Raw genomic sequence first — 14,744 nt, 5'->3', positions numbered from 1 at the left:
ACATGTTGAACGCGAACAACGCAATCGCCCCTTCCCGTGGAGCATTACCGATGAGTGATGTCACGCCCGTCGTATTCGTTGTTGATGACGACATTTCCGTGCGCGAGTCGCTCGAACTGATGATCCGCTTCGCCGGTTGGCAGCCACGGCTGTTCGAGTCCGCCCAGGATTTTCTCGACGCGCCCCGGGCGCTGGTGCCCAGTTGTCTGGTGCTGGACATCAACCTGCCCGACCTGAACGGCCTGGATCTGCAGACCGCCCTGGCCGATGAGCGCCACAACATGCCGATCATCTTCATCACCGGCTACGGCGATATTCCGCGCACGGTGCGGGCCCTGAAGGCCGGCGCGGTGGAGTTTCTGACCAAACCGTTCAACGACGAGGTGATCCTCAGCGCCATGGCCGATGCGCTGCAAAGCAGTCGCGTGGCGCTTGAGGGGGAAAAGAATCTGCGCGCACTGCTCGAGGCCTACAAGACCCTGACGCCGCGCGAGCAGGAAATCATGGCCTCGGTGGTCAGCGGACGGCTGAACAAGCTGATTGCCGCCGATCTCAACATCAGCGAAATCACCGTCAAGGCCCATCGCGGCAAGGTGATGCGCAAGATGAAGGCCCGTTCGCTGGCGGACCTGGTGAAAATGGCCGCCCTGATTACGCCGGAGTAGCGTGCAGGCTCTGCCAGAAGCTTTCCAGCCGACGCAGATCAAGACTGTCGAAGCCTTCCGAAGCCCGCTCGCGGCAGGCACCGAGCAACGTCCGGGCCTGATCCGGTTGACCCTGTTCAAGCCAGAACCGGGCCAGATCCATCGATGATCGCAACTCCCACGCCCACGCGCCCTGCTCGCGACTCAGCGCAATGGAATCCTCAAGAACCGCCAACATGGCCTGCTCATCATCGGCCTGGATGACCTTGAGAATACCGACCTTGATTCGCAGTAATTCCGGCAGCGCAAAGGCATCACCGCTTCGGCGGCAGTGATCGATGGTGCCGTCGACCAGGGTCAGTGCCTTTGGGTGTTGGCCCACCAGAATCAGGCCTTCGGCCAGTGCGATTTCGAATGAGGTCGTGAGCAGTTCGTAACGCATGCCCCGCAACCGCGCCAGACTTTCCTCCAGCATGGCAACTGCTTCGCCGGGCTCCTCGGCGCGGATGGCGATCGCCGCTCGCAACCCGTGGCAGGCGGCAATGTAAGGGCCGAGTGCGTTGGTTTCGGCGATGGCGCTGAACCGCTCGAGGCTCGCGGTGGCCTTCGCCAGATCACCGGTCCAGATATAGATGCACAAGATCCAGACCATGGCGATGCAGTAAGTGACCGGATGCTGCAGCGCGAATGCTTCGGCCTCGATCTGCTCGGCCAAGCGCCGGGCCTGATCGGGATAACCCTGCAGCCAGAGTGACCGCGCCAGCGCCAGGCCCGTGCGATTGCGGTGATCGAAGCCGTAGTAAATCGTGTTGCTGGGATGGGACGGCAAGCTGTTGCGCAGCGAGCTTTCCAGTTCCTGGCGGGCCAGACGCTGATTGCCGAGCAGATGATGGGAGATGCCGGTCAGCGATGCGGCAATCGCGATGGCGGCGGGCTCGTTGAGGATGTTGCCGACCACCGCGGCCTGCTCCGCCCAGGCCAGCGACGACGGGAAATCACCGATGCGCTCGTAGAATATCTGCAAGCGGCCCAGCAACCTCAGCTGTGAGCCGTAGTCGTTCAGCGCGACGGCAATGTCCTGCGCCCGGAGCAAGGCTTTTTCGGCGGCTTCACTGTTGCCTCGGGTGAACATCAGGACCAGACCGAGCGCGGCTTGCAGTTCCATTTCGGTGGGCGTGCCGTAGTACCCCAGTTCCAGCAGTTCCACCGCCCGGGAGCACCAGGTGCGGCACTCGACCAGCAAGGAAAAATGCAGGAACAACGGCGCGCTCGCAGCCGCCAGCGGCAACGCCAGTCCCGGATCGCCGTGGGGCCCGAAGCTCCATTCCAGCGCACCGCGAACGTTGCCCAACTGGCTGGCCAGACGCGCCGAGTGACGGAAAATTTCGTCGGGCGCAGTCCCCAGATGGCCGAGCAGATCCATGTAAAACGCCGCGTGCCGGAACGCCAGCGCATTGACCTCGGCCTCTCCCCGCGCCGCCAGTTTTTCCCGGGCGTAGGCACGGGTCATCTCCAGCAAGCGATACGAATCCGTCGAGTCGCTGTGATCGACCGTGACCAGCCCCTTGCACACCAGATCGTCAAGGATCGCCGCCGCCGTGGCGCTTTCGTGTTGCGATTCGGCAACCACCTGAGCGGCAGCCTCCTGGGAAAACGGCCCGACGAAGACCGAGAACCGCTCCAGCGCCAGGCGCTCCTGCAGCGACAGCAGGTCATAACTCCAGTCGAGCATGGCACGCAGGGTCTGATGCCGTGGCACGGCAGTTCTGCGCCCCGACCAGCCCAGGGAGAAGCGCTCGCCGAGCAGCGCGTGGGTGGCCTTCAATCCGTGGCTCGCGACCCGCATCGCCGCCAGTTCGATCGGCAGCGCCATGCCCTCCAGCCGCTGGCAAATGTCCGCAATCATTTGCCCTCCGCCCGCTTCCAGCAACAGCGCGGCGTTGCTCGACGATGCACGTTCGACAAACAGCTTGATGGCCGGAAATGCCAGCAACTCCGCAACCGAGAGGTGTTGCGGCTCACGGGGAAATTCCAGCGGATTGAGCCAGTGCACGTGTTCGCCACGCACCCGCAGCGGCTCGCGACTGGTGGCCAGAACCCCGACCTGCGGCGCGGTGTCGCTGATCTGCTCCAGGAGCGTCGACACCGCGTCGATAAGGTGTTCGCAGTTGTCGATCACCAGCATCAGCCGCTGCTCACGCAAATGCGCGAGCAGTACAAACATCGGGTCTTCCGCCTGCACCGGGATGTCCAGCGATCGGGCCAGCGCCGACGGCACCAGCGCGCAGTCTTCCACTTGCGCCAAATCGACGAAACTGACGCGCTCATAACCCTGGGCGGCGATGCGGTGCGCCACTTCGATGGCCAGGCTGGTCTTGCCGACGCCGCCGGGGCCGACGATGGTAAACAGCCTCGGTTGCTGCATGTGGTCGATGACCAGTTGCAGGTCGGTCTCGCGGCCGATCAGTTTCGCCCGGGGCGGCAGACTGCAGACGCCCTCGGCAGTTCGGGTCGCGATGGGCGCCGGTTGCACAGCGGCCTGTTTTCTTTCCAGCGGCGCGACGAAGGCATAACCCACGCCCACCTGGGTCGCGATGTAACGCGCCTGTTCCTCGCCATCCCCGAGAATCCGCCGCAGGCCGGTCATGTGAAAACGCAGGCTGCCTTCGGCCACCACGCTGTCGGGCCACACCTTGTCGATCAGGTCGTACTTGGACAGCACCCGTCCCGGTTGCTCGAGCAAGGCGATCAACAGATCCAGTGCCCGCCCGCCGATCTCGACCGCCACCCCGTTGCGGGTCAGCAGCCGTTTGCCTGGAACGACACAGAACGGACCGAAAATGAATTGGGTCGTGAGGGATTCGTGCAATGCGTCCGGAAAAGACTCCACGAGGATCGATCTCTCTAAAAAACGTAGGGGGCGGCGCCGGTTACAGACAGCCGGCGCAGGCCCTTTGCATGATAGGAGTTTTGCATGGTCGTTCAAGCACGGCACCGGCAGAGTGAGAACCTCACCCCTTTATTTCCCCTTTGCGAATGGCAATTTTGATGGCCTGAGCGGTGGTGGCCACGCCGAGATGCCGACGGGCCGAACGCAGGTGATTTTCCACTGTACGGCCGGACAAGCCGAGCGTGGCAGCAATGTCGGCCTGTCGCCGACCGGCGGCGACCCACGCCAGCACTTCGCGCTCACGGGTCGAGAGTTTCCCGGCTGTCTCGTCCAGCGGCGCTTCGAGCAAGCGTCGTGCCGAGTGAAACGCCACCGTGGCGAGCATGCCCAACGCCAGACGAACCCGCGCCGAGGCATCGATCTGTTCGCCTCCCAGGCTCATGGCGCCTTCAAGCCCTTGCGGGCCGAAGACCGGAATCTGCAATCCATGCACGCCCGGGCCACTGGGCACGCGAACCAGCCGATAAAGTTCGCCGCTCTCCTCCTGCACCTTGCTCCAGAAGAACGATTCGCGGGCGTCCAACAGGTGGCGAGTTACTGGGCAGCGCTGAACGTAGGTTTCGGCGTCGACGCCAGTGCCATCACAAAACCAGTCGCCCTCCACCCAGTAAATGCGCTCGACCACGTCCTCCGACGCCGAGGTGGCGGAGAACAGGACGAACCGATTGTAACCATAGGCCCCGGCAAAACCGCGAACGGCCTTCTGGATCGCCACTAGCGTGGGCGCCGCCTCGATGTCGAGGGCGGCGCGCAAGAGTGCCTCGGCAGGTCCGGAGCTCACCCCGACGTGACCTCTTTGAGGAGCGCGGCCGCCGCCAGTTTGCCCAGCGCGTTGCCCGCCAGCGGACTGTCACCGGTCAGCAGTTTGCGATCCTGAAGCGTGGCCCCGGAAATGTCCTGGTTAGTGATTTCCACACCGAGCGCCTGCAACTGCTCGCCGAACTTCCAGGTCAGGTGGCCGGGCATGTAACCGATGTCGGGGGTTGTCGCGTCCAGGACATCGGGAAAGGCGCAAATCCGGTAGCCATTGAAGATGCATGAATCTTTTGTTTCACCGAGGCCGGCCGCCAGCAGCGCCGCCGGGCCGTGGCACAGAGTAATGACGAATTTGTCCTTGGCGACGGCCCATTGCAGGACTTTCTTCACGTCCTCGCTTTCCGGCAGGCCGATCAGCGCACCGTGGCCGCCGGGAATGAACACGCCGATGTAATCCGAGTCCTCGCCCAGCGCTTCTTCGATCACTTGGGACAGCTTGAGCGGACGCTTGAACTGATCACGATATTGCTCATAGAAGCCCTTCACTTCGGCGTCTTCGGAGGGCATGGCCCAGAATTCGAACTTGACCGGATTGCCCGACAGCGTCGCGACGTCGAAGCCGAAACCGGCCTTGTCCAGGTGATACATCGGCAGCAGGGTTTCAACCGGGTGATTGCCCGTGGAAAACATGGTGCCGTTGTCGGTCAATAGATAGCGCTCGTCCGCGCCGATCATCAGGACCTTCCAGCGCCCGCCCTTGTAACGGTTGGGGTACTCGGCATCACTGAGATCGGATTTGGGCGAAGTGAACTGGCTGAGGGAATACGGCGAGGGGAAAAACGCGTTGTCCTCAGCCGGATCGGGGGTTGGGCGCTTGTCGTCAGTCTGCGTGGTAGCCATGGTGCTCTCCATCGAGTGGGTCAACGTCGGAGTTCATGCTAGTAAGGCGTCAGCGTTACAACAATGAGGGTTTTCCCTCAAAAGATCATGCACTGAACCTGCAGCCCCTCAATGTGATCGATAAGTGGCAGAATCCCCGCAACTGATGAATTCGGAGACCCCCAATGCTTCGCCTGTTTGAACAACGGCTCGACCCCTTCCCGCCCGACGAAGCGCCGCCACCGCCGGTCGGTCTGGCGCGGTTCCTGTGGGCCTGCACCCGTGGCGCTCGCGGTTATATCCTCGCGCTGGCGTTGCTCAGTGCCGGTGTGTCGATCTACGAGGCCTGGTTGTTTTCCTTTCTGGGTCAGGTCGTGGACCTGCTTTCGGCCTGGCAGGCTGGCGGCGATGTGAACGGCCAGGAGAGCCGCGTGCTGTGGGGCATCGGCCTCGTGCTGCTGACCAGTGTCGGGCTGGTGGCGCTGCGCACCATGGTTCAGCATCAGGTCTTGGCGATCAATTTGCCGTTGCGTCTGCGCTGGGATTTTCATCGGCTGATGCTGCGGCAGAGCCTTTCATTCTTTTCCGACGAGTTTTCCGGCCGGGTCACGACCAAGGTGATGCAGACCGCACTGGCCGTGCGCGAAGTGCTGTTCACCGTCATCGAGATCGCACCGGGCATTGGCGTCTATTTCATTGCGATCATCGCCCTGGCCGGCGGTTTCGCCCTGAAACTCATGCTGCCGTTCATTGCCTGGGTCGCGCTGTTCGGGCTGGCGATGCTGTACTTCGTGCCCCGTCTGGGCCAGGTCGGCCAGGAACAGGCCCACGCGCGATCATCAATGACGGGGCGGGTGTCGGACGCCTACACCAACATCACCACCGTCAAACTGTTCTCCCACTCCAAACGTGAAGCGCACTTTGCACGGGCGGCGATGGAGGATTTCAAACAGACCGGCTTCCGTCAGATGCGTCTGGTCAGCCAGTTCGAGATCGTCAATCAGGCGCTGGTGGTCGGGCTGATCATGGGCGCCGGCGGCTACGCCTTGTGGCTGTGGCATCAGGGCGAAGTCGGCACCGGGGCCGTGGCGGCGATCACGGCCATGGCGCTGCGCATCAACGGCATGTCGCACTGGATCATGTGGCAGATGACGTCGCTGTTCGAGAACATTGGCACGGTGCAGGACGGCATGGACACCCTGACCCGCGGCCCCAAGGTGCAGGATGAGCCGGACGCCGGCGTATTGGTGCCTTCCGGCGGCGCCGTGGAATTCGACAACGTCAGCTTCAACTACAACGGCGAACGCCAGGTGCTCGACGGCTTGAGCCTGAGTATCCAGCCGGGCGAGAAGATCGGTCTGGTGGGACGTTCCGGTGCCGGTAAATCCACGCTGATCAACCTGCTGCTGCGCTTCTATGACGTCGATCGCGGCGAGATTCGCATCGACGGTCAAAACATCGCAAAGGTGACGCAGGACAGCCTGCGCAGCGCGATCGGCATGGTCACTCAGGACACCTCCCTGCTGCACCGCTCGATTCGCGACAACATCGCCTACGGCCGACCGGACGCCACCGACGAACAGATCCAGCGCGCGGCGGCCAATGCCCAAGCCGACGGCTTCATCAACCAGCTCAGCGACCGCCAGGGCCACACCGGCTATGACACGCTGGTGGGCGAACGCGGCATCAAGCTTTCCGGTGGCCAGCGCCAACGCATCGCCATCGCCCGGGTGATGCTCAAGAACGCTCCGATCCTGTTGCTCGACGAGGCCACCAGCGCCCTGGATTCCGAAGTCGAAGTCGCGATCCAGGAAAGCCTCGATGAAATGATGCAGGGCAAGACCGTGATCGCCATTGCCCATCGACTGTCGACGATTGCCGCGATGGACCGACTGATTGTCATGGATGAGGGGCGCATCATCGAGCAAGGCACCCACACCGAACTGCTGGCCAAGAACGGCACCTATGCGCGGCTTTGGCAGCATCAGAGTGGCGGGTTTCTGGGTGAGGATCAGGGGCTGACTGAGGCGATGGATCAGGCGTAATCCGTGCTGCCCCGGTGTTGTCGGGGCAGACGACGAGGGCTCAGACGCTCGGGTGGGTGTGGTAGATCTTGCTGATGATCGTCCACTTGCCGTCCACCTTCAGCAGGTTGAAGAAGTCGGTGAAACGAAACCCTGACACATTGTCGGTATCGACCCGGGCACTCGCAACCGTGCCGACGATGTCGATGCGAACGATGGCGGCTTCGGCTTCGGGGGATGGACGGAACGCGCTGTCGATGACGTCATACAGATTCTGGATCGCGCCGCCGACGAGCTTGCCGTCGTCAACCCCGAACATGGTCGCCTGAGCATTGAATGCGGGCTTCATTAAGGCGCTGTCAGCCTTCGCTCCCCCTTCGTTGTACTGGCTGAGCACTTCGACGATTGCGTTGTATTCCTGCACGTAAGTTGGATGGCTCATGATGAACTCCTGTTTGCTGTGAATGTTTTTTCAATCAAGCCGCCCTGCGCCGATCCGGTTCAGGGCGCACACATCAATGGTCAGCCGTTGGCCAGTCGGTGTAGCCCTTGGCGCCGCCGCCGTAGTAGCTCTCGCGTGGTGCGATGGTCAGTTCGGTGCCCCGACGCAGGCGCTCCACGAGGTCGGGGTTGGAAATGAACAGGCGCCCGAACGCCACCGCGTCAATCCGGCCCTGCGCCCGGCGCTCCAGTGCCATCTCGAGGTCGTAGTTGTTATTGCCGATGAAGGGGCCTTCGAACTGCGCGCTCAATGCATCCAGATCAACGCCATCAGGAACCGTGCGCGAGGTCGCGGTGGCGCCTTCGACGAAGTGCAGATAGGCCAGATTGAGCCGGTTGAGCTGCTGAATCAGATATCCGTAGGTCGCCATGACATTGCTGTCGGGAGGTGTGTTTCCGGCATCGGGCGTGACCGGCGAAAGACGAATGCCGACGCGGTCACTGCCCCAGATCGAAATCACCACTTCAGTGACTTCAAGCGTCAATCGGGCGCGGTTCTCAATGGTGCCGCCGTACCGGTCAGTACGCTGATTGGTCGAGTCACGCAGAAACTGGTCGAGCAGATAGCTGTTCGCCGAATGAACCTCCACGCCATCGAAACCGGCACGCCTGGCATTTTCAGCGGCGCGCTTGTATTGCTCAATGATGCCGGGAATCTCCGACGTCTCCAGCGCCCGGGGCGTCGACACTTCGACAAAGCCGTTCTCGGTGTAGGTGCTGCCTTCTGCCTTGATCGCCGAGGGCGCAACGGGAGCGGCACCGTCGGGCTGTAACTCGACGCTGGAAAAACGCCCCACGTGCCACAACTGGCTGACAATCCTGCCACCTGCGGCATGGACGGCGTCCGTGACTTTTCTCCAGCCCGCCACCTGCGCGTCCGACCAGATCCCCGGCGTCATGGCGTAGCCACGTCCCTGCGCCGAAATGTTTGTCGCTTCGGCAATGATCAAGCCGGCACTCGCGCGCTGTGCGTAGTATGTAGCGTGCAACTCGTTCGGAACGCCGTCTTCAGCCATCCGGCTGCGGGTCACGGGCGCCATGACAATCCGGTTGGTCAATTGCAGGGCGCCCATTTGCATGGGAGAAAAAAGATCCGTGTTGCGACTGTTATCAATCATGTTGCATACCCTCAATATCAGACCGGTCGTCTAGTAACTTGATGAAAAAAAATCGCCTGTACATCAGCAGGCGTTTACTCGTGCAGCGCCGTCAGTGCTCCTTGTGATCGTCAGGCCTTTTGTACGTCCGGGCGGGTGCGCGAAGGCTCAAGAGTCACCCTCTCCCATTTGGCGATCACCAGGGGCGCGATCGCATTGCCCAACACATTCAGGGTGGTGGTGCCGCTGTCGATAATCCTGAAGATGCCGGCGATCAGTGCCACGCCCTCCAGCGGGAGACCGGCAGACGCCAACGTGGCCGACAGGATGACGATGGCGAATCCAGGCACCCCGGCAGCACCTTTGGAGGTCAGCACCATGGTCACCACCAGCAGGATTTCCTGAGAAAGCGACAGATCGATTCCATAAAGCTGGGCGATGAAAATTGTCGCCACGCCGAGGAAGATCGACGCTCCATCGAGGTTGAACGCGTACCCCACTGGCACCACAAAACTGACAATGCGCCGTGGTACGCCGTAGTTCTCCAGCTTGCTCATCAACTGCGGCATGACCGCTGCAGAGGCAGCACTGGAGAACGCAAGAATCAACTCGTCGCGGAAATACCTGATCAACTTGAAGATGTTCTCGCCGATCAGGTAACTGATTCCTCCGAGCACTACCAATGCGAAGACGATCAGCGCCAGATAAACCACACCAATCAACTTGAGCAGGGGCAACAACGAGGCAAAACCGAAGGTAGCGACGGTCGCACCGATCATGCCGAACACCCCTATCGGGGCATAGGCCATGACGATCGAGACGATCCTGAACATCGCATCCGAAATGCCTTGGACCAGCGCAACCACAGGTGCACTTTTCTCCCTGGGCAATGCGTTGAGCGCGACACCGAACAACACCGCGAAGAACAGCACAGAAAGCAACTTCGCCTCGGACATCGCCACCAGAACGTTATCCGGAACGATGTTTTGCACAATCACGAGCGCGCCCTTCGAAGGCTCCATCGTGATGGCGGCAGCACCGTGTGCGATGCCCGAAATATCGGTGCCCGTACCGGGTTCGAAAAGGTTCGCGAAACACAGGCCGATCACGATGGCCAGACCGGTGATCGCAAAGAAATAGCCCAGCGACTTGATGCCCATCCGGCCGAACGACTTGTTATCCCCGCCTCCGGCGATACCCAGGATCATGCAACAGAACACGATAGGCACGACCACCATCTTCATCATCTTGATGAAGATATCGCCAAGCGGTTTCAGGATCTCCGTGCTGACCCACGACTGATACTGCGGATGGGTATTGAAGTACCAACCAACGAGCACGCCAAGCAACAGCCCGGCAACGATTTGCCACACCAGGGGAATACGTTTCATGTCTAGCCTTCTTGTTGGAATGAAAGGACTGCATCAATCGGCAGTTGCTAGAGTCATGAGCTTCCAGCTCACTTGAGATCAAATGGCACAACGCCGTTGTGCCATTGCGTTTCTTACTTGGCGAAGAGCTGACTCATATCCTTGAAGGCCTTGAATTCGAGGGCATTGCCGCAAGGGTCGAACAGGAACATGGTGGCTTGCTCGCCAACCTGTCCTTTGAATCGAATGTAAGGTTTGATCACAAATTCGGTACCGAAAGACTTGAGGCGCTCTGCCAGCGCTTCCCACTCTTCCCATCCCAGGATGATGCCGAAGTGAGGAACAGGAACGTCGTGCCCGTCGACCGGGTTGCTGTGAACGCTTTCCTGAGACGCGGTTTTCGGGTGCTCGTGAATCACCAGTTGGTGCCCGTAAAAGTTGAAGTCGACCCACTGGTTGCTGGAACGCCCCTCTTCCAGGCCGAAGACCTCACCGTAAAAAGTGCGGGCTGCGGCCAGGTTGTAAACGGGGATGGCGAGGTGAAAGGGTGAAAGGCTCATCAGGACTCCGATACGTTTTTTGTGGTTGATGAGCACATCGTAGGGCGACACTGACAGCAAAAAAATCAATATATATTTCTCAGAAACACAACTAATATTTGTGAATGATCAAAGAACTCAAGACCCTTATTGCCGTCGCCCGGGAAGGCACTTTCGCTGCGGCCGGCAACCGGATCGGCCTCACCCAGGCAGCGGTGAGCGCCCAGATTCAACGTCTGGAAGCCGAACTTGGCTTTGAAATATTCGACAGAAAAGGACGCTCGGCCCACCTCAACAGGATGGGCCAGCAAGTCCTGCTTCAGGCGCAGGAGCTGCTTCGTCTTTACGACAACCTGGGATCGACCACCGTTGGTCTTTCCACCCGCATTCTGGTCAACGTCGGCGCAATCGCCTCAGTCCAGCGATCGTTTCTCCCGGACGCACTCGCCAGGTTTCACCAGCAGTGCCCGGAATGCCGAACGCGTGTCGTGCCCGGTCTTTCCATGGAGCTGGTGAACCTGGTGGATACTGGCGAAATCGACATGGCGGCGATCATTCGGCCGCCCTTCTCGCTTCAAAGCGATCTGCGCTGGACCACACTGGCGCTTGAACCCTACCGTCTGATCGTGCCCAAGGACGTACCGGGAGAAGACTGGATCGAACTGCTCTCAAGCCTGCCGTTCATTCGCTATGACCGCTCTTCATTCGGCGGCAGGCAGGTCGATCGTTTCCTGCGACAGATGCATTTCACTTTGCGTGAAGTCTCTGAGCTGGATGAGCTGGAGGCCATCATCAGGCTGGTGGAGAATGGCGTAGGGGTCGCGCTCGTGCCGCAGACGGCCACCCATCAGCAATGGCCGTCAGGGGTGCGGGCGCTCGATCTGGGCCAGCATACTTTCCATCGTGATATCGGACTGGTGCACAGGCCTCGGCGAAGTTTCACCGAGCCTGTCAGGACGTTGGCTGAACTTATTCTCGAGCAATTCAAGGTGGCGGCTGAGTGAGGGTCGATGGCTCACCCCTCAACAAGCCGCCCCGCAACCCACGCACGACTATACCCGAGCACCCTCCCCGCCAACCCCAGCGGAAAATGAATCACACCATGTGCGGTTTCCGGCAACAGGTGCACCTCCACTTCCGCCGCTCTGCCCCAACGTTCAGCCAACTCAAGCGTGTCATCCCTGAGCGGATCCAGTTCCGCAGCGAACATCAACGCTGGCGGAAAACCGGTGAAGTCACCGTACAGCGGTGACAACGGCGCCTGCCGGCGTTCTTCCTCGTTCAATCCCGGAGTGAGCATTTGCAGCGCTTCAACCATCCCCGGCCCGTCCAGCAGCAAGGTATCGGGCCCGGCGCTGCGTACGCTGGGGGTTCCGGTAAGGTCGTAGACGCCGTAATACAGCAGCGCCCCGCTCACCCGTTCGAGCAGGTCCGGCCACTGTTTGAGTTGCAGCAGGGTCGCGGCGGCGAGGTGGCCGCCTGCCGACTCGCCCACGACGATGACGGGCAGGTTCGCAAACTCGCGGCAGTCATCGCTCAGCAGCCAGCGGGCCGCCGTGAGGCAGTCCTGCATGGTGCCCTCGATCGGAGTCGAGACCACAAGCCGATAGTCGACCGAGATCACTGCTACGTCGCAGGCTTTCACCATGGCAACGTTGAGGGGGTCGTTCATCTGCGCGTTGCCGATGACCCAGCCGCCACCATGAAAATCCAGCACCACGCCTTTGGCCTTTGTCTTTGGCCGAATAATCCGCACCGGCACTGATGCGCCGTCGACACCCACCACTTTTCGTTCAGCCTCGAGCCCGTGCTTGAGCAACTTTCTTGCGCCGCCCAATTGGCTTAGCCGCAACAGCAACTGAATCGCCCGTGGCGTGATGCGATTGCGGATACGAAAGCGCGGCAGCCGGGCAAGCTTGCGGTTGAACGCGCGCAATTGCGCCAACTCGTTATCGTCTGCGGGCCAACGGGTTGATGTCTTCATTTCGTCCTGGCTCATCGGCGGTTGTTGCGCAGGATATCAGCGGTTGCGGTCTGTTCCAGCCTGGATGCCTGGAGCTACGCAAAAAGTTCATCGGCCGTCATCTCGCCCCGTTGATAGGAATAGGCAATGATCAAAGACAAACCGACATAGGTGAGTGTTTCTTCGATGGATACCATGAGCTGAAACCGCATTCACTGGAGCCCGTCATGACCACCACCAAAACCCTCTTCATCACCGGCGTCAGCAGCGGCTTCGGCCACGCGCTGGCCAAGGAAGCGCTGGCTGCCGGCCACCGCGTCATCGGTACCGTCCGCAACGAAGCCGACCTGCAAGCCTTTCAGGCGCTGTCCAGCGGCAACGCGTACGGCGTGCTGCTGGATGTCACGGACTTCGACCGCATCGAAGGCGTCGTGGCGACCGTCGAAGCGACCCACGGTCCGGTCGATGTGCTGGTCAACAACGCCGGCTACGGCCACGAAGGCATTTTCGAAGAATCGCCACTGGAGGACATGCGCCGCCAGTTCGACGTGAATGTGTTCGGCGCGGTCGCGGTGACCAAGGCGTTTGTGCCGTTCTTTCGCCAGCGGCGGGCGGGCCATATTCTCAATATCACGTCGATGGGCGGCACAATCACCATGCCGGGTATCGCGTACTACTGCGGCAGCAAGTTTGCGCTCGAAGGCATCTCCGATACCCTGAGCAAGGAACTGGCGCCGTTCAATATCTTCGTGACCGCCGTCGCACCGGGTTCATTTCGAACCGACTGGGCCGGTCGTTCGATGCAGCGCACGCCGCGCAGCATCGCCGACTATGACGCCAGTTTCGATCCGGTGCGCAAGGCCCGCGAAGACAAAAGCGGCAAGCAACTCGGTGATCCGCGCAAAGCGGCGCTGGCGATGTTGCAGATCATCGCCAGCCCTGCTCCGCCAGCGCATCTGTTGCTGGGCAGCGATGCATTGAACCTGGTGCGCGACAAGTTGAAACGCGCCGCCAGCGAGATCGATCAATGGGAAACGCTGAGCCGCTCCACCGACCATTGAACGGCCCACAGAGAGAACCCGATGAAACAGGCCGACCCGAGCACTTCGCGCATGGTGCAGCTCATGGAAACGCTGGCTCCGGTCGAGGGCTATAACCTCGGTGCGTTGGAGGGCGTACGCTTCCTGCGCTCGAACCGACCACTGACCCGCACGCCGGTGCTGTACGACCCCGGCATCGTGATTCTCTGTCAGGGACAGAAACGCGGGTATCTGGGCGATGACATCTACGTCTATGACGCCCAGCATTACCTGGTGGTGTCGGTTCCGATTCCCTTCACCATGGAGACCGATGCCTCGGAAGCCGAACCGATGCTCGCGATCTACATGCAACTCGATTTCCAGGTGGCCAGTGAGCTGATGCAGCAAGTGGATGAGGTTCACGGCCCGAGTGATGCGCCACCCAAGGGCATGTTCGCCTCGCCGATGGACGACCGCCTGCGCGCATCGACACTGCGCTTTCTCGAAGCCATGAGTATTGCGGGTGAGGCGCAGATATTGGGGCCGTCGCTGTTGCGGGAAATCTACTACCGCATCCTGACCGGCGAACAAGGCGGCTCGATGCGCGCCGCACTCAATCGGCAAGGGCACTTCGGCAAGGTGACGCGGGCGATCCGCAAGATCCACAGCAGCTATCAGGAGCGTCTGGACGTCGAGCAACTGGCCCGCGAAGCGAGCATGAGCGTGCCCAGTTTTCACCTGCATTTTCGCAGCGTGACGGACGCCTCGCCCATGCAATACCTGAAGTCGACACGTCTGCATCAGGCGCGTCTGCTGATGTTGCGCCACGCCATGACTGCGTCAGCGGCGGCGTTCAGTGTCGGCTATGAAAGCGCTTCGCAGTTCAGCCGCGAGTTCAAACGTTTTTTCGGCCGAACGCCGCAAGCGGAGATTGAGTGGATGAAGGCAACGTACGCGTTGCCTGCGCCGACGTCGTCCTCGGATTATGTTTCGTCGCATTAG

At 60.9% G+C, this 14,744-nt stretch carries 13 protein-coding genes; 5 read left to right on the top strand and 8 right to left on the bottom strand.

Going from position 1 to position 14,744, the window contains the following annotated elements; translation table 11 throughout:
• The first annotated feature begins 50 nt into the window (after positions 1-50).
• Complete coding sequence (locus ACM6JM_RS06995) at positions 51-665, top strand: response regulator transcription factor (RefSeq protein ID WP_064595622.1); 615 nt, start codon at positions 51-53, stop codon at positions 663-665.
• Here the strand turns inward: ACM6JM_RS06995 and ACM6JM_RS06990 are convergent.
• The 3 genes from ACM6JM_RS06990 to hchA form a co-directional block, all read right to left on the bottom strand.
• Positions 652-3,534, bottom strand: coding sequence for an ATP-binding protein (locus ACM6JM_RS06990; protein WP_414881533.1), 2,883 nt, complete (start codon positions 3,532-3,534; stop codon positions 652-654). The two genes, ACM6JM_RS06995 and ACM6JM_RS06990, sit on opposite strands and share 14 nt — an antisense overlap.
• Positions 3,535-3,655: 121 nt before the next feature.
• Positions 3,656-4,375, bottom strand: coding sequence for a PA1136 family autoinducer-binding transcriptional regulator (locus ACM6JM_RS06985; protein ID WP_103386297.1), 720 nt, complete (start codon positions 4,373-4,375; stop codon positions 3,656-3,658).
• The gene (gene hchA, locus ACM6JM_RS06980) at positions 4,372-5,250 is read right to left on the bottom strand and encodes a glyoxalase III HchA (RefSeq protein ID WP_074690713.1); all 879 of its coding nucleotides are present in this window, start codon (positions 5,248-5,250) and stop codon (positions 4,372-4,374) included. Before hchA ends, ACM6JM_RS06985 begins: the two co-directional genes overlap by 4 nt.
• A gap of 164 nt (positions 5,251-5,414) precedes the next feature.
• On the opposite strand from hchA, the gene ACM6JM_RS06975 reads away from it, so the two are divergent.
• Positions 5,415-7,274: an ABC transporter ATP-binding protein gene (locus ACM6JM_RS06975; RefSeq protein ID WP_414881532.1), complete on the top strand. Its 1,860-nt coding sequence runs from the start codon at positions 5,415-5,417 to the stop codon at positions 7,272-7,274.
• Between the two features lie 40 nt (positions 7,275-7,314).
• Here the strand turns inward: ACM6JM_RS06975 and ACM6JM_RS06970 are convergent, their stop codons facing one another.
• The 4 genes from ACM6JM_RS06970 to ACM6JM_RS06955 form a co-directional block, all read right to left on the bottom strand.
• Positions 7,315-7,695 (bottom strand): nuclear transport factor 2 family protein, encoded by a 381-nt coding sequence (locus tag ACM6JM_RS06970; protein WP_414881531.1) that lies wholly within the window; start codon positions 7,693-7,695, stop codon positions 7,315-7,317.
• A 73-nt stretch (positions 7,696-7,768) separates the two neighbouring features.
• Positions 7,769-8,872 (bottom strand): alkene reductase, encoded by a 1,104-nt coding sequence (locus ACM6JM_RS06965; RefSeq protein ID WP_103386299.1) that lies wholly within the window; start codon positions 8,870-8,872, stop codon positions 7,769-7,771.
• A 110-nt stretch (positions 8,873-8,982) separates the two neighbouring features.
• Positions 8,983-10,242, bottom strand: a complete 1,260-nt coding sequence (locus tag ACM6JM_RS06960; RefSeq protein ID WP_039771015.1) for a cation:dicarboxylate symporter family transporter — start codon at positions 10,240-10,242, stop codon at positions 8,983-8,985.
• A gap of 113 nt (positions 10,243-10,355) precedes the next feature.
• Positions 10,356-10,781 (bottom strand): VOC family protein, encoded by a 426-nt coding sequence (locus tag ACM6JM_RS06955; RefSeq protein ID WP_039771195.1) that lies wholly within the window; start codon positions 10,779-10,781, stop codon positions 10,356-10,358.
• 104 nt (positions 10,782-10,885) lie between these two features.
• On the opposite strand from ACM6JM_RS06955, the gene ACM6JM_RS06950 reads away from it, so the two are divergent.
• Positions 10,886-11,764: a LysR substrate-binding domain-containing protein gene (locus ACM6JM_RS06950; RefSeq protein WP_039771013.1), complete on the top strand. Its 879-nt coding sequence runs from the start codon at positions 10,886-10,888 to the stop codon at positions 11,762-11,764.
• Between the two features lie 11 nt (positions 11,765-11,775).
• Here ACM6JM_RS06950 and ACM6JM_RS06945 read toward each other — a convergent pair whose 3' ends face one another.
• The gene (locus tag ACM6JM_RS06945; RefSeq protein ID WP_103386300.1) at positions 11,776-12,744 is read right to left on the bottom strand and encodes an alpha/beta hydrolase; all 969 of its coding nucleotides are present in this window, start codon (positions 12,742-12,744) and stop codon (positions 11,776-11,778) included.
• A 206-nt stretch (positions 12,745-12,950) separates the two neighbouring features.
• On the opposite strand from ACM6JM_RS06945, the gene ACM6JM_RS06940 reads away from it, so the two are divergent.
• On the top strand, positions 12,951-13,784 hold the full coding sequence (locus ACM6JM_RS06940; protein ID WP_039771007.1) for an oxidoreductase: 834 nt from the start codon (positions 12,951-12,953) through the stop codon (positions 13,782-13,784).
• 21 nt (positions 13,785-13,805) lie between these two features.
• Positions 13,806-14,744: an AraC family transcriptional regulator gene (locus ACM6JM_RS06935; protein ID WP_323151376.1), complete on the top strand. Its 939-nt coding sequence runs from the start codon at positions 13,806-13,808 to the stop codon at positions 14,742-14,744.

The organism is Pseudomonas sp. IT-P2, assembly GCF_949767575.1.
GTDB classification, from domain to species: Bacteria; Pseudomonadota; Gammaproteobacteria; order Pseudomonadales; family Pseudomonadaceae; genus Aquipseudomonas; species Aquipseudomonas pharyngis.
This window is presented reverse-complemented; position numbering and strand designations above follow the sequence as displayed.